Source organism: Nocardia sp. NPDC006044, assembly GCF_042871115.1.
Lineage (GTDB): Bacteria > Actinomycetota > Actinomycetes > Mycobacteriales > Mycobacteriaceae > Nocardia.
In genome coordinates this window covers 400,325-418,837 of record NZ_JBIAID010000005.1, presented here as the reverse complement: position 1 = coordinate 418,837, position 18,513 = coordinate 400,325, and the positions used below count along the sequence as shown (strand labels likewise).

Sequence of the window (18,513 nt, the reverse complement as noted above, 5' to 3'; positions counted from 1 at the left end):
GCCGACCGCCACCGGTCCGGCGCGCCACCGCGGCGGTGTGAACGAACGGAGTGACAGAGCAGAGCCGCGCCGAAACGGCAACCGTTCGTGTCAGCAAACCCCGTAGGTCACCCTGTTTTCCGCTACCCTCGCACCGTGACCGAACGCGCTCGTCCCATTGTCGGCCCCGACTATCTGGTCGCCGGCCGCTACCGGCTGCAGTCGAAGCTGGGCGGCGGTGGCATGGGCGCGGTGTGGCTCGCGCACGACCGCCTGCTGGACCGCGATGTCGCGATCAAGCAGGTCATCTCGACGGCCGGGCTGGACGAGGCGGAAGCCAACGAGATCCGCAGCCAGATCATGCACGAGGGCAGGGTCGCGGCCAAGCTCTCGCACGAGCACGCGATCGCCGTCTACGACGTGGTACTGGAGGCCGGCGAGCCCTGGCTGGTGATGGAGCATCTGCCCTCGCGCAGCGTGGCCAAGGCGCTCGCGCTGGTGGATACGCTGCCGCCGATCGAGGTTGCCCAGATCGGCGCGCAGGTCGCCGACGCGCTCGCCGCCGCGCACGCCGCGGGCATCACCCACCGCGACATCAAGCCCGGCAATATCCTGGTGGCCGACCGCGGTCCGATCGTCGGCATGGCCAAGCTCAGCGACTTCGGCATCTCGCGCGGCGCGGGCGAGCACTCCGACGAACCCGACGGCGTGATCACCGGCACCCCCGCCTACCTGCCGCCGGAGGTGGCCCGCGGCGCACAGCCGACCAAGGCGAGCGACGTGTTCTCCCTCGGCGCCACGCTGTACACCGCGATCGAGGGGCAGCCGCCGTTCGGGCTGGACGAGGACAGCGATGTGCTGGTGCACCGCGCGGCGATGGCGCAGATCATCCCGCCCAGCCGCAGCGGCATGCTGACCGAGGCGCTGCTGCACATGCTCGAGCCCGCTCCGCAGCGGCGGCCGACCATGGCCGAGGCCAGGGACGAAATCCTCACCGCGGCATTCGGTCCCGGAACCGGGCCGTACATCCTCGGCGCGCCGGTGCGCACCGAGGACGGCACGATCCCCGCATGGGCGGCGCGCAATTCGGCCTCCGGCCTGCGCAGTCCGCACTCCACCCCGCTGCCGCGCCGCCCCCAGCGCGCGCCCGCGGGCGCCGCGGCGGCACCCGCGCCGCAGCGGAGCAAGCCGGCACAGGCGAGCAACGCGCCGCTGGCGATCGCCGTCGGCCTGCTGATCGGCCTGATCATCATCATCGCGATCATCATCGCGGTGATGTGAACCGCGTCAGTCGATTCGGCGGCGGTGCGCCCACCGGGTGAGCGCGTTGCGGTTGGACTGCTGAGTCTTGCGCAGCACGTTGGAGGCGTGGGTCTCCACGGTTTTCACCGAGATGAACAGGTTTTCGGCGATTTCGCGGTAGGTGTAGCCGCGGGCGAGCAGGCGCAGCACCTCGAGTTCGCGCGGGGTCAGCGAGTCCAGTTCCGGATCGAGCGGCGGCTCGGGCACCTGGGACTTGCCGGTGAACGAGTCGAGCACGAACCCGGCCAGCCGCGGGCTGAACACCGCGTCGCCGCCGGCCACCCGGCGGATGCCGTCGGCCAGCTCGGCGCCCGAAATCGTCTTGGTCACATAGCCTCTGGCACCCGCCCGGATCACCGCGATCACGTCTTCGGCGGCATCGGACACGCTCAGCGCCAGGCATACCGGGCCCGCTTCGATGCCGGCCAGCACCGCGACGCCGCCGCCATCGGGCATGTGCACGTCGAGCAGTACCACATCGGGATTCGTCGCCTTGATTCCGGCGATCGCCTCGGCCACGCCGCCGGCCTCGCCGACGACCTCCATATCGGTTTCCCGGCTCAGCTCCGCCCGCACACCCGACCGGAACACTGCGTGATCGTCAACCAGAAAGACCCGCACGGGCACCTGCTCTTCTCCTCAACTGTCGGTGGACCGACCCACCCTGGCGCACAGGCAGCCCATCGGACCGCCTACATCCCCATCGGTACCACATCTCGGTGCGAGTCGACCGAACTCACTGGAAACAACGGTCGCGAACGCCCTTACTGCCCGGGATGCACCGGCTCCGGCACCTGCTCGGCGTCGATGGTCGCGACCGGATCCGCCGCGTCCTGGTCGTCCTGGCCGCCGGAATCCGTGCGCGGCATGGTGATTCGCACCTCGGTGCCGCGGCCGGGGGTGGACAGGATCTCCACCTGACCGCCGCGGCGTTCGATCCGGCCGCGGATGGATTTCGCCAAGCCCTGCCGATCCTGCGGCACCGCGGTGGGGTCGAAGCCGGCGCCGCGGTCGCGCACGAAGATGCTCACCTGGTGCGGCTCGGTCTCGGCGAACAGGTCGATCTCCGGGACACCGGCGTGCTTGGCGGCATTGACCAGCGCCTCCCGGCTGGCCCCGAGCAGCGCGGTGAAGTGTTCCTTCGGCAGCCCGGCCCCGGTCTCGCCGATGTCCATCGACACGTCGCCGACGGTCACCGGGGTCACCTTCACCCCGTGCTGGTCCTCCACCTCGCCCGCGATGGTGCGCAGCGCGGCGGCCAGGCTCGACTGGGCCGGACCGGAATCCTCGAACAGCCACTTGCGCAGCTCGCGCTCCTGGCTGCGAGCCAGCCGCAGCACCTCCTGCGGGTCCTCGGCCTGCCGCTGGATCAGGGCCAGCGTCTGCAGCACCGAATCGTGCAGGTGCGAGGCGATCTCCTCGCGTTCCTCGTTCCGGATGCGCGCGGAACGTTCCGCGTTCAGCGCCCGCATCATGCGCAGCCACAGCGGAACCGTCAGCAGCCCCGCGCCGACCAGCGTGACCGCCACCGCGATCAGCGCCGAGCCGAGCGAACTCAGGTCGATCCTGGCCAGCACCACCACGCCCAGCCCGGCCACGATCAGCGTGCCGCCGGCGACGATGCGCGCCCAGGTCACCACCGACGGACGCGCGGGCAGGCCGAGCAGCGACCGCGGGCCGTCGGCGTCGTACTCCCGCCACACCAGCGCCGCGCCGATGGCGACGACGATGATGGGTGCGATCACATTCGCGGCGGTCCCGCTGAACAGCCACGACACCCCGACGGCCAGGCTGATGCCGAGTATCGCGAGCCCGATCGCCTGCCGCCGTTCGGAGCCGGACGCCTTCGCCACGTCCGAGCCGCCGGGGGTGAAGATCCACAGCAACCCGTAGGTGACGATGCCCGCCCCGAACGCGGACAGCAGCACGAACGCCATCCGCACCTTGAACACGTCGACCCCGAGGTGGTCGGCCAGCCCGCCCGCCACCCCGCCGACGATCCGGCCGCCCGAACGCCGCGCCATCCGCGGGTACGGCGGCCGTCCCTGGTCCAACACCGGCGCGGGGCCGAAGCCACGGGTGGCCTCGAACCCCCGCGTGGCATCGAACCCCCGGGTGTCGAACGAGGGCGCAGACGGGTACATGCTCTCGATAGTGGCACGACCCGGCGACAGCTAGCCATCGGGAATCTCCCTGATCTTCGGCGATTCGGCGGATGATGGTCTGACCGAGCGGCTCCAAAAGGATCAGGAGAATCTTCAGGGTTCTCCCCGATGTGCGGATGTGCTGGTCAGGCACAGGATGGGAACCATGACGAAAACGAGCTTCGGGGATCAGCTCCAGCAGATCTGGCGAACACGGCCGGCGCGGTTGCCTCGGCAGGGGCCGATCGCTGGCGTGGCGGCCGGGTTCGCGCAGCGCTACAACGTCGATCCGGTGCTGGTGCGGGTGGCCTTCGTGGTGTCGGCCATCTTCGGCGGATCCGGGGTCGTCCTCTATCTCCTGGCCTGGCTGCTGCTCAGCGCCGCCGGTGACGAGTCGTCGGCGGCCGAGTCGCTGGTCGGCAAGGGGCACAGCTCCCAATCACAGACCAAAACGATCGTGTTGATCGTCGCGCTCGCCATCGCGGTGAGCACGATGGGCCCGGTCGGCGTCGGCCTCGGCGGTTCGGGGCTGATCAGCATGGTGCTGATGCTGGCCGGCTGGTGGATGCTGCACCTGCGCAATCCGGAACCGCCGCCGGGCACCACGAGCGAGTTCAGCGGGCTCGTCGCCGACAGCGGGATCATGGCCACCGGCTACCCCGGCGCGGTCTTCCCGCAGGGCGCGCAGCGGCCCGCGGGTGACATGTACGTGCCGCCGGCCAGCGTCTACACGCCGTACACGAAACTGCCGGAGACCTACACGCCGGAAACGCCGAGCGCCGAACCGGCACAGCGAGATTCCGGATCGACCGATCAGATGCGGCCGGTGGACGCGGAGACCGTGCAGCTGCACAAGGACGAAACAGACAACGCACCAAGCGAATCCGTCTCGCTCGACCAGGCCGGCAACACCACCGAGGTGCTCGACCCGCGTCCGTCGACCGCGGTCGACACCCCATCGCTCAGCAAAGATCCGGCCACGCGCGGCACGTCCGCGCCGAAGCCGCCGACCCCGGCCACCATCGGCCGCCCGACCCCGCCGTCCTGGGATCCGCTCGGCGTCGCCCCGCTGGCCTGGGACCTGCCCGAACCGACCCCGGTCCGCACCGTCGTCGCGCCGCCGCCGAAGCGCCCGCGCTCCCGGCTGACCCCGGTGGTGATCGGCCTGGCCATCCTCGCCGCCGCCGGTGCGGGCGCGCTGGCCGCCTCGGGCGTCGAGTGGATGACGCCCGGCCGGATCGCGGCGGTGGCGCTGGCGGTGATCGGGCTCGGCCTGGTGCTCGGGGCGTTCCTGCGGCGCGGCTACGGTCTGCTGGTGCTGACCGCCCCGCTGGCCGGGTTTGTCCTGCTGGCCTCGGCCATCGGCCCGGTCGACTTCAACCGGGGCGCGATGGGCGAGCACGTCTGGACGCCGACCTCGGCCGGTCAGCTCGAGCCGAGCTATCGGGTGTCGATGGGTTCGGGCAAGCTGGACCTGCGGCAGCTGACCCTGACCGCGAACCGCACCGTCGACGTCGACGTGCAGATGGGCGACTTCCAGGTGCTGGTGCCCCCGGGCCTGACCGTGCGCGCCAACTGCCGCGCGACCATGGGTGAGGCCAAGTGCGCCAACGGCATCACCGGACCGAACACCCCGGGCGCTCCGGTGCTCGACCTGAACATCGATGTCCGAGCCGGAAACGCGGAGGTGCACCGTGGCTGACAAGTCCAGCGAGACCACGGAGAACCGCCGGGGGCCGTCCGCCTCGCTGCTGATCATCGGGCTGCTCGCCCTCGGCGTGAGCGCCTGGGCGTTCGTCGGCCCCGAGTCGTGGCCCTCGACCGGTGCGGCCCCGATCGGCTGGATCGTGGTGCTCGCCGCGATCATCGTCGGCATCGTGCTGGTGGTGTCCCCGCGCCGCCGCCACTGACCCCTCGGACAAAGAATGGCCCCGTCCTCGACGGGGCCATTCTCGTTGCGCTAGCCGGGATTCACTCCCACTCGATGGTGCCCGGCGGCTTGCTGGTCACATCGAGGACGACCCGGTTGACCTCCGGCACCTCGTTGGTGATCCGGGTGGAGATCCGCTCCAGCACCTCGTAGGGCAGCCGGGTCCAGTCCGCGGTCATCGCGTCCTCGCTGGAGACCGGGCGCAGCACGATCGGATGGCCGTAGGTGCGGCCGTCGCCCTGCACGCCGACGCTGCGCACGTCCGCGAGCAGCACCACGGGGCACTGCCAGATCTGCTTGTCCAGCCCGGCCGCGGTGAGTTCCTCGCGTGCGATGGCGTCTGCCTGGCGCAGCGTGACCAGCCGGTCCTCGGTGACCTCGCCGACGATCCGGATGGCCAGGCCGGGGCCGGGGAACGGCTGGCGGCCGACGATCTCCTCGGGCAGCCCGAGCTCGCGGCCGACGGCGCGCACCTCGTCCTTGAACAGCAGGCGCAGCGGCTCGACCAGGTCGAATTCCAGGTCGTCCGGCAGGCCTCCGACATTGTGGTGGCTCTTGATGTTCGCGGTGCCGCTGCCGCCGCCGGACTCGACGACGTCGGGGTACAGGGTGCCCTGCACGAGGAACTCGACCTTCGGCGCGGAGCCCGCGGTGCGATCCTCGGACGCGGCCGTCGCTTCGTGTCCCTGTTCGATCACGACCTCGGAGACCGCGTCCTCGAAGGACCGGATGAACTCCCGGCCGATGATCTTGCGCTTCTCCTCCGGGTCGGTGACGCCCTTCAGCTCCCCGAGGAACTTGCCCACCGCGTCGACGGTCACCAGCTTGGCGCCGGTCGCGGCGACGAAGTCCTGCTGCACCTGCTCGCGCTCGCCCGCCCGCAACAGGCCGTGATCGACGAACACACAGGTCAGCTTGTCCCCGATGGCCCGCTGCACCAGCGCGGCGGCGACCGCGGAATCGACCCCGCCGGACAGCCCGCAGATCGCGTGCCCGTCGCCGATCTGCTCGCGCACCGCGGCGATCAGCGACTCTGCGATATTGGCCGGGGTCCAGGTGGCGCGGATGCCGGCGATCTCGTGCAGGAACCGGCTGAGCACCTGCTGGCCGTGCGGCGAGTGCAGGACCTCCGGGTGGTACTGCACGCCGGCCAGTCGCCTGGCCCGGTGCTCGAACGCGGCGACCGGTGCGCCCGCGGAGGTGCCGGTGACCTCGAAGCCCTCCGGCGCGTCGGTGACCGCGTCGCCGTGGCTCATCCAGACCGGCTGGATGGTCGGCAGGCCACCGTGCAGCACGCCACCGTCGACGTTGAGCTCGGTGCGGCCGTACTCGCGGGTACCGGTGTGCGTGACGGTGCCGCCGAGCGCCTGGGCCATCGCCTGGAAGCCGTAGCAGATGCCGAAGACGGGGATGTCGAGATCGAACAGCCGCGCGTCCAATTGCGGTGCGCCGTCGGCATACACGCTGGACGGCCCGCCGGACAGGATCACAGCGAGTGGCTGCTTCTCGGCGATCTCCTCGACCGTGGTGGTATGCGGAATCACCTCCGAGAACACACTCGACTCACGAACCCGCCGGGCGATCAGCTGTGCGTATTGCGCGCCGAAGTCGACGACGAGGACCGGTCTCTGTGTATCTGCCACGCGCACAGTTTAGTGACGCGGCAACACGGGCGAACCATCGGCACAGCACCTTCGCCGAGCCCAGCTCCAGCAAGCAAAAAGGCGAGCCAGCAAATCGCCCCACCCGCCCCCGCACCGCTGGCTATCCTCGTGCTCGTGCCATTCGCCCGCGCGATCGACGCCGACATCCACTACGAGGACAGCGGCGGGAGCGGTCCGGTGGTGCTGCTAGCCCACGAATTCTTCATGGACCGGACGATGTTCGCGGCCCAGATGGCCGCGCTGGCACCGGAATTCCGGATCGTCTCCTGGGACGCGCGCGGCCACGGCCGCACCAGGGACGAGGGTCTGCCGTTCACCTATTGGACCGCGGCCCGCGACGCCCTGACCGTGCTGGATCACCTCGGCGCCGAGCGCGCGGTGGTCGGCGGCACCGCGCAGGGCGGCTTCACCGCGCTGCGCACCGCGCTCATCGCGCCGGAACGGGTGTCGGCGCTCATCCTGATCAGCACCGAGGCGAACGGCCCGACCGCCGAGCAATTCGATGCCACCCAGAAGTTCCTCGAGGAGTGGTACGACGACGGTTCGCGCCAGCAGGCGGCCAATCAGCTGGCGTCCTGGTTGATCGGTGACGACAACTGGCACCGCACGGTCTGGACCACCCGGTGGTTGCTGCGCGACTGCCGCGGCATCGAGGTCGCCGCGGGCTGCCTGCTCAGCCGGGACTCGGTGCTGGAGCGGTTGTCCGAAATCACCTGTCCCGCCTTGGTGATCCACGCCACCGACAGCGGCATCCCGCCGGACCGGGCGCGGCAACTGACGCAGGGCATCACCGGCGCGAGCTACGTGGAGATCGCCGGCGCCCGCCTCGCGGTCACCATGACCCACCCCGAACCCGTGAACATCGCCATGCGCCAGTTCCTGCGCGAGCGGATCACGCCCTCACACGCACGGTAAGCGACACCGCCACCGGCACAGGGCAACTGCCACCTGGGCCCCGGACTCAGCGCACCAGCCTTCGCCTCAGCCGCGGACGCTGAGGCCGACCTTCTGGAATTCCTTGAGGTCGGAGTAGCCGGCCTTGGCCATCGAACGACGGAGGCCGCCAACCAGATTCAGCGAGCCGAACGGGTCGTCGGAGGGGCCGTAGAGGACCTGCTCGAGGCTGGGGCGCACGACATCGCCGTTGCCCTCGTCCAGTTCCCACTCGACGCCGAGCAGCGAGCCACGCGGCACCGAGGGGTGCGCGGCGGCCGACGGCCAGTACCAGCCGCGGCCGGGCGCCTCGGCGGCCACCGCGAGCGGCACGCCGAGCATCGCGGCGTCCGCGCCGCAGGCGATGGTCTTGGCCAGCTGGCCGGAGGTCTCCACGTCGCCGTCGGCGATGACGTGCACGTAACGCCCGCCGGTCTCGTCGAGGTAGTCCCGGCGCGCGGCCGCGGCGTCGGCGATCGCGGTGGCCATCGGCACGCCGATGCCGAGCACCTCGCGGGTGGTGGTCGCGCCCTGGAACGAGCCGTAGCCGACGATGACGCCGGCCGCGCCGGTGCGCATCAGGTGCAGCGCGGTGCGGTGGTCGCTGACCCCGCCGGCCACCACGGGCACGTCGAGTTCGGCGATGAAGGTCTTGAGGTTCAGCGGCTCACCGTCGCCGACGTGCTCGGCGGAGATGATGGTGCCGTGCACGACCAGCAGGTCGACGCCGGCTTGCACCAGCGCGGGGGTGAGCGCGCGGGCGTTCTGCGGGCTGACCCGCACCGCGACGGTCACCCCGGCCGCCTTGACCTGGGCGACGGCGGCGGCGAGCAGTTCCGGCTGCATCGGCGCGGCGTGCAGCTCCTGCAACAGCGAGACGGCGCGCTCGTAGCCGCCCTTGCCGACCAGCTCGAGCAGCTGGTCGATCTTCGCGGCGACGTCGGCGTGCCTGGCCCACAGACCCTCGCCGTTGATCACGCCGAGGCCGCCGAGCCGGCCGAGCTCGATGGCGAACTCCGGCGACACCAGGGCGTCGGTCGGGTGCGCGAGGAACGGGATCTCGAAGCGATAGGCGTCGAGCTGCCAGGACAGCGACACCTGCTTCGACGAGCGGGTCCGGCGCGAGGGAACGATGTCGATATCGTCCAGCTCATAGGTACGCCGGGCGGTCCGGCCCATGCCGATCTCGACCATGTCGCGCACGTGTCTACTCCTTCTTCTTGGCCGCGCGGGCGCGGCGTGTTCGTGGCCCCCGGGTGTCTCGCGTCCGAGCGATCGAGACTCGCCCTTCGGCGCATGCGCTTCGGCCGCTCGGCAGCGCGACGGGCCACGAACGGCGCTCGCTGAACTCGCGCTGTGGTGGCCAAGCTTGTGCCGGGAGGGTTGCGGCACAGGCTAACCGTGGGCGTTCGGTAGCCGGTCGCGTGCACGGTCGGGCCGAGTGTCGGTGGATCGGCCCGGGCCTGCGGCCTCGTGTGCCGTCGGCCTCATCCCGAATAGGTTGCGGCCGGCCTTGTTCTGCACGAGACCGCGAGGTTTCGTGCAGAACCCATCATGCAGGCTAGCCGCGACCCGTGTAGTTAGGGGCCTCGACGGTCATCGTGATGTCGTGCGGGTGGCTCTCCTTGAGTCCCGCCGCGGTGATCTGCACGAACTGCGCGTCCTGCAGGTGCGCGATGGACTGCGAGCCGGTGTAGCCCATGGCCGCGCGCAGGCCGCCGACGAGCTGGTGGATGACCTGGTTGACCGGTCCGCGGAACGGCACCCGGCCCTCGATGCCCTCGGGCACCAGCTTGTCCTCGGCGAGCACGTCGTCCTGGAAGTAGCGGTCCTTCGAAAAGGACTTGGCCTGGCCGCGGCCCTGCATCGCGCCGAGCGAACCCATGCCGCGGTAGCTCTTGAACTGCTTGCCGCCCACCAGGATCAGCTCGCCGGGTGACTCGGCGGTGCCGGCCAGCAGCGAGCCGAGCATCACGGTGGACGCGCCCGCGGCGATCGCCTTGGCGATGTCGCCGGAGAATTGGATGCCGCCGTCGGCGATCACCGGAACGCCGTGCGGCTTGCACGCGGCGACGGCCTCCAGGATCGCGGTGATCTGCGGCGCGCCGACCCCGGCCACCACGCGGGTGGTGCAGATGGAGCCGGGACCGACGCCGACCTTCACCGCGTCCGCGCCCGCGTCGACCAGCGCGAGCGCGCCCGCCCTGGTCGCGACGTTGCCGCCGACGATCTGGATCCGGTCGCCGACCTCGGCCTTGATCTTGGTGACCATCTGCAGCACCTGGGCCTGGTGGCCGTGCGCGGTGTCCACGATGAGCACGTCGACGCCCGCGTCGGACAGGGTCATGGCGCGCGACCAGGCGTCGTCGCCGACACCGACCGCGGCGCCGACCAGCAGGCGGCCGTCGCGGTCCTTGGTGGCGTTCGGGTACTGATCGGTCTTGACGAAGTCCTTGACCGTGATGAGCCCGCGCAGTTTACCGTTGCCGTCGACGATGGGCAGCTTCTCGATCTTGTGCCGGCGCAGCAGGCCGAGCGCCGCCTCCGCGGTGACGCCCTCCTGCGCGGTGATCAGCGGCGCCTTGGTCATCACCTCTTCGACCCGGCGGTTCTGATCGACCTCGAACCGCATGTCGCGGTTGGTGATGATGCCCACAAGGCTGCCGACCTCGTCCACCACCGGCAGGCCGGAGATGCGGAACCTGGCGCACATGGCGTCGACTTCGGCCAGGGTGTCGGACGGACGGCAGGTGACCGGATCGGTGACCATGCCCGCCTCGGACCGCTTCACGGTCTCCACCTGGGCGGCCTGATCGGCGGCGGACAGGTTGCGGTGCAGCACGCCCATGCCACCCGCCCTGGCCATCGAGATGGCCATCCGCGCCTCGGTCACCGTGTCCATGGCCGAACTGACCAGCGGGGTCCGCAGGCGGATGTCCCTGGTGAGCTGGCTGGAGGTCTCCACTGAGCTGGGGATGAGATCCGAGGCGGCGGGCAGCAACAGCACATCGTCGAATGTGAGGCCGAGCATGGCGATCTTGTTCGGATCGTCACCACCCGTAGATGGGCGTACAGCGCTCACCCACCCCGCCGGCTCCGCCGGCTGCCGTCCCCTAGCGGTGCGTTCGCCCGATACGGGATTACTCATTCGGATCGACTCCTCCTGGACGTCGACAGCGACCGGCGCCGGGATTACCGGCGCCGCGCGCAGCTGATGGGATGGACTGGTGGCTCCGGGAATCGTGTCGGGTGCTCGCCGGGGCCTGAGACCATGGTATCTGTCCCGCAAACTCGTCGGCGAAGTGAGCCCACCCGGGGATGACGGGCAGGCGGAGCCGGGCAGGGCGGGCGCGCACCGGGGGACGGCGGGTACCCGAGCCGGGTAGGACAGACGAAACTTGCGGCCGACATAGCTGGCGCAGACCACCCTGTTCTGCGTACCGTGGGGATGTGCGTGACCATCTACCACCTGGCTTGCCGCCGGATCCGTTCGCCGGAGACCCCTCCGACCCGTCCGCCGCGCTCGACGCCATCGAGCCCGGTGAGCCGCTGGATCCCCATGAGCGCCTTGCGGTCGAGGAAGATCTCGCCGATTTGGCCGTCTACGAGGCGCTACTAGCGCACCGCGGAATCCGCGGACTCGTGGTGAGCTGCGAAGACTGTCGGCAGGATCACTACCACGACTGGGACATGTTGCGCGCCAACCTACTTCAGCTGTTGGTGGACGGCACCGTGCGCCCGCACGAGCCCGCCTACGATCCGACGCCGGAAGCGTATGTCACCTGGGATTACTGCCGGGGATACGCGGACGCCTCGATGAACGAGGCCTTCCACGGCGACGGGTTCGACGGATTCGACAACTGAGGTTCGGCCCAACCGAACCGATGACGCGGCCCTTCCGGGAGCTCGCGTACTGCGGGATATAGCGCTGTGATCTTCACCGCATCTCCGCCGGGGACACGGTGCCTCGAAAGACAGAAAACCGACCGCCGGTTGGCAATCGGTTCTTGTCTTGTTCGACAGTTTCTCAAGGGTTGCTGACCTAGCTCGGAGCCGCCCCGCCACCCGCTCCGGACGGAATCACGAACGTGGTACCCGGATTGTTCTGTGTCGGTACCCGTGTCGCCGGCACGGTGGGCGCGCCGCCGTTGTCTCCGGTCGGCGGCTCGACCACCGTGGGCTTGGACACGGTGGTCGGCGTGGCCGGCGGTTGAGTGGTCGGCTCCACCGTGGGCGGCGGAGTCGTCACCGTCGGCTTGTCGTCGATCGGAGGCGTGGTCGGGTCGGTCGGCTCAGTAGGCTTGTCGCTCGGCTGAGTCGGCTTCGTCTGCATGACCGTCGGGTCGACCGACGGCTTCGGCTTCGGTGTCACGCTGACGCTCGTCGACGGGTCGGTCGGCTTCGTCGAGGTGCCCTGATCCAGCTGATCGGCCAATTCGCCGTAGCCCATGTCCCGCAGTTGATCGACGAGGCGTTGCCACTCCGTCATCAGCTGTGCGTGCCGCGCCGGATTGTCGATCTGGTCGGCGTTCGCCTTCGCCTGCTCCAGACGCTCCTTGGCCTGCACCGGATTCTGGGTGATGAGCTTCCCCGCTTCATCCAGATCGGTATTCGCCCGTTGCGCCACGGTGCTCTGCGCCGCCTGATTGAAGACGACTTCCTTGACCTTCCACAGCGGATCGCCGGGTTCGGACTGATAGGAGAACGCCGTCATGCCGCCGAAGACCAGGGCGAGTGCCGCCGCGGTCCCGAGCAACGGGCGAACCAACTTCAGCCGGGTGCTGCCCGTGCCTGCCCGCGCGAAACGTGCCGCACCGATCTCCTGATTGACCGCCGCGACGATCTCGTCCAGATCCGGCCCCGCGGCCATCGGTGGTGCGATCAGTTCCGCTCGCCAGTCCGCGAGCAAGGTCGCGAGCTGGTATTCCTCCGCGCTGTCGGTCCGTACCGGGCCATCGCTTGCGATCGCTTCGATCAACGCATCGTCGCGGCGTACCGCGGCGATATCGACCGGTCCCGTGTCTCCGGACGCGTCGGCGTAGGGACCGCTGTTTCGCGATCCAAGCCGCGCTTTCCAGTCACCCCGACCGCGCTCGCCATCCCTAGCCATACATTTCACCTGCCCTCGCCACTTGAGACTTCAGTTTCGCGAGTGCCCTGTGCTGGGCCACTCGTATCGCCCCCGCCGTACTGCCCACGGCGACTGCGGTTTCTTCGGCTGACAAACCCATGACCAATCGCAGGATCAGGATCTCTCGATGTTTCTCGGGGAGTGTCGCGAGCAGACGGTTCATCTGCCTGCTCGTCTCCGATTCGAGAGCTCGTTGTTCCGGACCATGGTCGGTGGATATGACATCTGGTACTTCGGCCATTGCCTCCGCCTTGTTACGGGCGGCGTTGCGATGGGCGTCGGCGACCTTGTGCGAAGCGATTCCGTAAACGAAGGCCATGAAGGGCCTGCCCTGGTCTTGATACCTGGGCAAGGCGGTCATCACGGCCAGACAGACCTCCTGCGCAACATCATCCGCGGAGAGCTGCCCACGCTCCGCGGCTCCGATCCGCGCGCGGCAATAACGCACCACGAGCGGGCGGATCATCTCCAGTACCTGAGCTAAAGCGGATCTGTCGCCCTGCGCAGCCGCAGAGACGGCGAGGTCCAACTCTTCGCCCATGTTCGTCATCGTCAGAGAGATTCCCGGCGTTACAAGTGGCACGGTCGGTGATGACCAGTGCTTCCGCCGAAGGGGCGGAACGGAACTAACAATAGCGATACAGCGCGCGGAACAAGGCAACTGGGAGCGCTTGCGAGTGCGAACGCACGGGGCACCCGCCGCGCTCGCACACTTGGGCAGCGGACAAGCTGATGTAGTCCCGCTTAACGACCGGGCGGCCGAAACCGACCGCCACGTCGGGCGATGGTCGCCGCACAGTCCTCGGCCTCCGCCGCGGCGCCCTGCACCGCCAGCCCCGCCCGCAGCATCGCACCGGCCCAGCGCAACGGCAGCAGACCGTGTTCGCGGCACTCCTCGGCGACCTGATCGGCGAGCGCGCGCGACCGATCGCGCTCCCCCGCCACCGCGGCGGCCGCGGCGGCCAGCAGCCGGGATTTGACCAGGTGCCGCACCGACGGTCCGCACTCGGCGAGCTCGAGCGCGGCCGCCGCGTGGGTCAGCGCGGGGCCGACAGTGCCTGCGGCAAGCGAGGTTTCGGCGCTGACCCACTGCCTGCGGATGGCAGGCCGCCAGCCGAGCCGCTCGTCCGGCACCAGGTCGGCGCAGCGGTGCAGCAGCCGCCAGGCCAGCGGCACCCGGCCGAGGCCGAGCGCGTCGGCGGCGAGACCGGTCAGCGCGTCGCAGAGCGCGTCACCTGGATCGAACGGGTAGCCGGACGCGGTGGTCGCGCGGTCCGGATCGAGCGCGCGATCGCCGATGGATTTCGCCGAGATCAGGGCGACGGCTCGCCCGTCCAGGACGGCGGCCCTGGCGTGCCAGCCGAGCTGGCGCAGCAGCGAACCCTCGGCACTCGCGGCCAGCGAAAGCACGATCGGATCGGTGCCGCGGGCCCGCACAATTCGCAATTCGGCGCGGGCCGCGGCGTAACGGCCCTGACCGCCCAGAATCACCGCTCGATACCAGGAATCCAGCGCGTCGGAGGCGGTCGGCAACTCGGCAGCGGCGCGGCCGGGGCACGAGCCGAAGGCGCTCTCGGCGAGTATCTCGAATCGGGTATCTCCGAGCGGAGCAGGTGCGAACACGGCCGAAACTGTATCCCGAGCCGACCCGAGGTGGCCGGGAGAAAGACCTGGACCGACCAACCGGCAACTACTCAGCATTTCTGATCTCTATCCGATGTTTCCATCAGGTAAATCTCGTACCGGCAATCACCGGGCGCCCGCGATCGGAATTCACATGCGTTTCGCGCAATTAACCTCGATGCCCCGTTTCCGCCATCTCGGATCTGCTCGCCGAACCGGCCAGCCGACGGTGCTGTGACCACCCCCACCCGGCCCCGGTTGGGCTCTGATCCGGAGCCTGCCCCCAAAAATGGGGTCGACCAGCGGAAATGCGCCGTGATCCAGAGCAGCGAGTACCCAGCCGCCACTGGTCAACCGATCAGTATCCCCGGAACCAATGCGAAAAGTAAACAGCTCAAAGGTTAAATTTCGCGGCCTGAGATTTGGGAAACTGCTGCGTCGAACTATTGACGGAATTTCGCGGCTGGACCTAACGTAGCTCATCGCCACGGACGGCGCCGCGCGAAATTGCAGCGACCGCAACGGGCGAGCACAGGGGCACCCGCCGACACAGCGCCGTGGCCTACCACACTTTGCAGAACAACTGCTCGACAACGCTGACGAGCTCGCACCACGAGGAGTTCACACAATGCCCATGCCGACCCACCTCCCCGGGCCGAACGCCGATGTCTGGGATTGGCAGATGCGAGGGTCCTGCCGCGGGCAGGACTCCGCCGTGTTCTTCCATCCCGACGGCGAACGTGGCCGAGCCCGTACCGCACGCGAGATGCGCGCCAAAGAGATCTGCCGGGCCTGCCCGGTGCTGATGCAGTGCCGCAGCCACGCCCTCAAAGTCAGCGAGCCTTACGGCATCTGGGGCGGCATGTCCGAGACCGAGCGCGAGATGCACGCCAGACGCAATCGGCGGCGCATGGCGGTTTAGTTGAAATTTGTTCCCATCCACGGGGGGCGGGGCGCCGAATCCCTAGCAAACAACCGGCAGGCAGCAAGCGGTCACCTCCGCCACGCCTGCAGCGGCGACCACCCGAAGCCGCACACCCTGTCGAGCCCTGCGTTTCGCGGTTAGCTATCGGCGTGTCACGGCGTGTCTCTTGTTTGAGTCACCTGGCGTGTCGAAGTTTTCCGCAAAGTCGCTGGGCCACAGGTGGTTTGCCGACACCCCCAGCCGAAGGGAGGTCATAGCGACCCGCTACGGTGGTGACCGATGACACAGAATGGAGCGTTGTGACAACGCGGCAGCCGGCCGCAGAGGGCGACTCGTTCCGAAGAGATGCCTTCCCACCCGGTGTGGATTCTGCGGTTACGGCCCGCGCCGCCGAGAGCATCGAACTCGCCGAACTGCTACATCGCTGCGGTGAGTCCGACCAGGAAGCCTTTGCCGAGCTATACGACCGGACGTCCGCGCGCGTCTTCGGTCTGGTGCTGCGCGTCCTGCACGACCCCGGCTACGCCGAGGAGACGACGCAGGAGGTGTACCTGCAAATCTGGCGTACGGCAGCCAGTTTCGACGCCGACAAGGGTTCGGCGGTGACCTGGCTGATGACGCTCGCGCACCGGCGGGCCGTGGACCGGGTGCGTGCCGAGCAGGCCCACACCCAACGCGAGGTCGCCTACGGAATCCGGGTTCTCGGTAACGAATTCGATGAAGTGACCGAAGAAGTAGAGCGAAGGCTCGAACAGCAGGCCGTCCTCGACGGGCTCGCCACTTTGACCGAGACCCAGCGAGAGGCCATCTCGCTCGCCTACTACGGCGGGCGAACCTACGCGGAGGTCGCGCTGTACCTCGGAGTAGGGTTACCGACCGTTAAGTCCCGAATTCGGGACGGATTGACACGACTCAAAAAAAGTTTGGGGGTGACGTGAGATGAACGAACGCCAGGTCGATCTCGCGCACACCGTCGCGCTCGGATCGATCGACGACGTAGATCACCATGAGGTGCAGGACCTGCTCGATACCGAAGACCCCGCCCTACGTGCGGAGTTCATGAGAGAGATAAGGCAGACGAGAGAAGCGCTCGCCACCCTCGCCGACGCCACGGCGACCCCGCCGCCCGCCACGCTGCGCAGCCGGTTGCTCGCCGCCATCGCCGCGGAACAGCCGCCCGTCGCTTCCTGATCTGGATAAACCGAAGGCCCCCGGACAGTCGTCCGAGGGCCTTCTCTGGTTTCCGCTCAGTGGCTGTGACCGTGGTGGCTGTGGTCGGCCGCCTCTTCGGCGGGCTTGTCCACGACCGCACTCTCGGTGGTCAGGATCATCCGCGCCACCGACGCCGCGTTCACGACGGCCGAGCGGGTCACCTTCACCGGGTCGACGACACCGTCGGCCAGCAGGTCACCGTAGGTCAGGGTGGCCGCGTTGAAGCCATCCTTGCCGTCGGCGACCTTGCTGACCACCACGGAGCCGTCGACGCCCGCGTTGGTGGCGATCCAGAACAGCGGGGCCGACAGCGCGGTCCGCACCACCTCGGCGCCGACCGCCTCGTCGCCGGACAGCGAGTCGCGCAGCTCGATCAGCTTCGCGGCCGCCTGCACCAGCGCCGAACCGCCACCGGGCACGATGCCCTCCTCGACGGCGGCCTTGGCCGCGCTCACCGCGTCCTCGACCCGGTACTTGCGCTCCTTGAGCGCGGTCTCGGTGGCCGCGCCGACCTTGATCACCGCGACGCCGCCGGACAGCTTCGCCAGGCGCTCCTCGAGCTTCTCCCGATCCCAGTCGGAATCGGTGGCCTCGATCTCGCGCCGCAGCTGCGCGCCGCGGGCCGCGATGTCTTCCTTGGTGCCGACGCCGTCGACGATGGTGGTGTCGTCCTTGGTGACGACGATGCGCCGCGCCTGGCCCAGCACGTCCAGGCCCGCCTCGCGCAGGTTGATGCCGAGGTCCGGGTTGATCACGGTGCCCGCGGTGACCACGGCCAGGTCGTCCAGGAACGCCTTGCGCCGGTCGCCGAAGAACGGCGCCTTGACCGCGACGGCCTTGATCGTCTTGCGGATCGAGTTGACCACCAGGGTGGACAGCGCCTCGCCCTCGACGTCCTCGGCGATGATCAGCACCGGCTTGCCGGATTCGGCGATCTTCTCCAGCAGCGGCAGGAAGTCCGGCAGCGAGCTGATCTTCTCGCGGTGCAGCAGGATGAGCGCATCCTCCAGCACGGCCTGCTGGCTGTCGGTGTCGGTGACGAAGTAGGGCGAGAGGTAGCCCTTGTCGAACTGCACGCCCTCGGTGACCACCAGCTCGGTCTGCGTGGTCGAGGATTCCTCGACCGTGACGACGCCGTCCTTGCCGACCACGGTCAGGGCCTTACCGACCATCTCGCCGATTTCCTCGTCCCGCGAGGACACGGTGGCGACCTGGGCGATCGCCTTGTCGCCGGACACCGGCGTGGCCGCGGCCAGCAGCGCCGCGGAGACCACGTCGGCGGCCTTGGCGATGCCGGCGCCGAGCGAGATCGGATTCGCGCCCGCGGCAACGTTCTTCAGGCCCGCGCGGACCAGCGCCTGGGCCAGCACGGTGGCGGTGGTGGTGCCGTCGCCGGCGACATCGTTGGTCTTGGTGGCGACGCTCTTGACCAGCTGCGCGCCGAGGTTCTCGAACGGGTCTTCCAGGTCGATCTCGCGCGCGATGGTGACACCGTCGTTGGTCACGGTCGGGCCGCCGAAGGCCTTCGCGAGCACCACGTGCCTGCCGCGCGGGCCGAGGGTGACCTTGACGGCGTCGGCGAGCTTGTCGACGCCGCGTTCCAGAGCCCGGCGAGCCTTCTCGTCGAACTCGATCTGCTTTGGCATAAGTCCTATTCCTTGGATTGAGAC

At 69.1% G+C, this 18,513-nt stretch carries 17 protein-coding genes; 8 read left to right on the top strand and 9 right to left on the bottom strand.

Annotation, left to right across the window (positions count from 1 at the left end; translation table 11 throughout):
• Nucleotides 1–135: 135 nt before the first annotated feature.
• A complete protein-coding gene (locus ACFYO1_RS38035; protein WP_387242528.1) occupies nt 136–1,260 on the top strand; it encodes a serine/threonine-protein kinase in 1,125 nt (374 codons plus the stop codon).
• A 6-nt stretch (nt 1,261–1,266) separates the two neighbouring features.
• Here ACFYO1_RS38035 and ACFYO1_RS38030 read toward each other — a convergent pair whose 3' ends face one another.
• Both ACFYO1_RS38030 and ACFYO1_RS38025 read right to left on the bottom strand, forming a co-directional pair.
• Nucleotides 1,267–1,908: a response regulator gene (locus tag ACFYO1_RS38030; RefSeq protein ID WP_387242525.1), complete on the bottom strand. Its 642-nt coding sequence runs from the start codon at nt 1,906–1,908 to the stop codon at nt 1,267–1,269.
• A gap of 137 nt (nt 1,909–2,045) precedes the next feature.
• On the bottom strand, nt 2,046–3,305 hold the full coding sequence (locus ACFYO1_RS38025; RefSeq protein ID WP_387243159.1) for a PspC domain-containing protein: 1,260 nt from the start codon (nt 3,303–3,305) through the stop codon (nt 2,046–2,048).
• A gap of 277 nt (nt 3,306–3,582) precedes the next feature.
• Here ACFYO1_RS38025 and ACFYO1_RS38020 point away from each other — a divergent pair, with 277 nt between their 5' ends.
• Together ACFYO1_RS38020 and ACFYO1_RS38015 are read left to right on the top strand one after the other, a co-directional pair.
• The gene (locus ACFYO1_RS38020) at nt 3,583–5,127 is read left to right on the top strand and encodes a PspC domain-containing protein (RefSeq protein WP_387242522.1); all 1,545 of its coding nucleotides are present in this window, start codon (nt 3,583–3,585) and stop codon (nt 5,125–5,127) included.
• On the top strand, nt 5,120–5,335 hold the full coding sequence (locus tag ACFYO1_RS38015) for a hypothetical protein (RefSeq protein WP_387242519.1): 216 nt from the start codon (nt 5,120–5,122) through the stop codon (nt 5,333–5,335). The genes ACFYO1_RS38020 and ACFYO1_RS38015 overlap by 8 nt, the downstream gene beginning before the upstream one ends.
• Nucleotides 5,336–5,396: 61 nt before the next feature.
• Here the strand turns inward: ACFYO1_RS38015 and guaA are convergent, their stop codons facing one another.
• A complete protein-coding gene (guaA, locus tag ACFYO1_RS38010; protein ID WP_387242516.1) occupies nt 5,397–6,998 on the bottom strand; it encodes a glutamine-hydrolyzing GMP synthase in 1,602 nt (533 codons plus the stop codon).
• Nucleotides 6,999–7,133: 135 nt separating this feature from the next.
• On the opposite strand from guaA, the gene ACFYO1_RS38005 reads away from it, so the two are divergent.
• Complete coding sequence (locus tag ACFYO1_RS38005) at nt 7,134–7,934, top strand: alpha/beta fold hydrolase (RefSeq protein ID WP_387242513.1); 801 nt, start codon at nt 7,134–7,136, stop codon at nt 7,932–7,934.
• 66 nt (nt 7,935–8,000) lie between these two features.
• On the opposite strand, the gene ACFYO1_RS38000 is transcribed toward ACFYO1_RS38005, so the two are convergent.
• Entirely contained in the window at nt 8,001–9,155 is a 1,155-nt protein-coding gene (locus tag ACFYO1_RS38000) for a GuaB3 family IMP dehydrogenase-related protein (protein ID WP_150404219.1), read from the bottom strand.
• A 358-nt stretch (nt 9,156–9,513) separates the two neighbouring features.
• Nucleotides 9,514–10,983, bottom strand: coding sequence for an IMP dehydrogenase (guaB, locus tag ACFYO1_RS37995; RefSeq protein ID WP_387243156.1), 1,470 nt, complete (start codon nt 10,981–10,983; stop codon nt 9,514–9,516).
• Between the two features lie 419 nt (nt 10,984–11,402).
• On the opposite strand from guaB, the gene ACFYO1_RS37990 reads away from it, so the two are divergent.
• Complete coding sequence (locus tag ACFYO1_RS37990) at nt 11,403–11,816, top strand: DUF5319 domain-containing protein (protein ID WP_022567296.1); 414 nt, start codon at nt 11,403–11,405, stop codon at nt 11,814–11,816.
• Between the two features lie 178 nt (nt 11,817–11,994).
• On the opposite strand, the gene ACFYO1_RS37985 is transcribed toward ACFYO1_RS37990, so the two are convergent.
• The 3 genes from ACFYO1_RS37985 to ACFYO1_RS37975 form a co-directional block, all read right to left on the bottom strand.
• Nucleotides 11,995–13,062 (bottom strand): anti-sigma-D factor RsdA, encoded by a 1,068-nt coding sequence (locus tag ACFYO1_RS37985; protein ID WP_387242509.1) that lies wholly within the window; start codon nt 13,060–13,062, stop codon nt 11,995–11,997.
• Nucleotides 13,055–13,633 (bottom strand): sigma-70 family RNA polymerase sigma factor, encoded by a 579-nt coding sequence (locus tag ACFYO1_RS37980; protein ID WP_364737934.1) that lies wholly within the window; start codon nt 13,631–13,633, stop codon nt 13,055–13,057. The genes ACFYO1_RS37985 and ACFYO1_RS37980 overlap by 8 nt, the downstream gene beginning before the upstream one ends.
• A 194-nt stretch (nt 13,634–13,827) precedes the next feature.
• Nucleotides 13,828–14,706, bottom strand: a complete 879-nt coding sequence (locus tag ACFYO1_RS37975) for a hypothetical protein (RefSeq protein WP_387242506.1) — start codon at nt 14,704–14,706, stop codon at nt 13,828–13,830.
• A gap of 628 nt (nt 14,707–15,334) precedes the next feature.
• Between ACFYO1_RS37975 and ACFYO1_RS37970 the strand changes: the two genes are divergently transcribed.
• The 3 genes from ACFYO1_RS37970 (at nt 15,335) to ACFYO1_RS37960 (ending at nt 16,822) form a co-directional block, all read left to right on the top strand.
• On the top strand, nt 15,335–15,628 hold the full coding sequence (locus ACFYO1_RS37970; RefSeq protein ID WP_014981828.1) for a WhiB family transcriptional regulator: 294 nt from the start codon (nt 15,335–15,337) through the stop codon (nt 15,626–15,628).
• Between the two features lie 365 nt (nt 15,629–15,993).
• Nucleotides 15,994–16,569, top strand: a complete 576-nt coding sequence (locus ACFYO1_RS37965; protein WP_387242503.1) for a sigma-70 family RNA polymerase sigma factor — start codon at nt 15,994–15,996, stop codon at nt 16,567–16,569.
• Nucleotide 16,570: 1 nt separating this feature from the next.
• Complete coding sequence (locus ACFYO1_RS37960) at nt 16,571–16,822, top strand: hypothetical protein (protein WP_387242500.1); 252 nt, start codon at nt 16,571–16,573, stop codon at nt 16,820–16,822.
• 56 nt (nt 16,823–16,878) lie between these two features.
• Here ACFYO1_RS37960 and groL read toward each other — a convergent pair whose 3' ends face one another.
• Entirely contained in the window at nt 16,879–18,489 is a 1,611-nt protein-coding gene (gene groL, locus ACFYO1_RS37955; RefSeq protein WP_387242497.1) for a chaperonin GroEL, read from the bottom strand.
• Nucleotides 18,490–18,513: the final 24 nt, after the last annotated feature.

What these genes read in the sequence shown, in the direction of transcription:
- ACFYO1_RS38025 (WP_387243159.1), bottom strand. Translation starts at nt 3,305, where the DNA reads ATGGCGCGGCGTTCGGGCGGCCGGATCGTCGGCGGGGTGGCGGGCGGG.
- ACFYO1_RS38020 (WP_387242522.1), top strand. Translation starts at nt 3,583, where the DNA reads ATGGGAACCATGACGAAAACGAGCTTCGGGGATCAGCTCCAGCAGATC.
- guaB (WP_387243156.1), bottom strand. Translation starts at nt 10,983, where the DNA reads ATGCTCGGCCTCACATTCGACGATGTGCTGTTGCTGCCCGCCGCCTCG.
- ACFYO1_RS37985 (WP_387242509.1), bottom strand. Translation starts at nt 13,062, where the DNA reads ATGGCTAGGGATGGCGAGCGCGGTCGGGGTGACTGGAAAGCGCGGCTT.
- ACFYO1_RS37980 (WP_364737934.1), bottom strand. Translation starts at nt 13,633, where the DNA reads ATGACGAACATGGGCGAAGAGTTGGACCTCGCCGTCTCTGCGGCTGCG.
- ACFYO1_RS37970 (WP_014981828.1), top strand. Translation starts at nt 15,335, where the DNA reads ATGCCCATGCCGACCCACCTCCCCGGGCCGAACGCCGATGTCTGGGAT.
- ACFYO1_RS37960 (WP_387242500.1), top strand. Translation starts at nt 16,571, where the DNA reads ATGAACGAACGCCAGGTCGATCTCGCGCACACCGTCGCGCTCGGATCG.
- groL (WP_387242497.1), bottom strand. Translation starts at nt 18,489, where the DNA reads ATGCCAAAGCAGATCGAGTTCGACGAGAAGGCTCGCCGGGCTCTGGAA.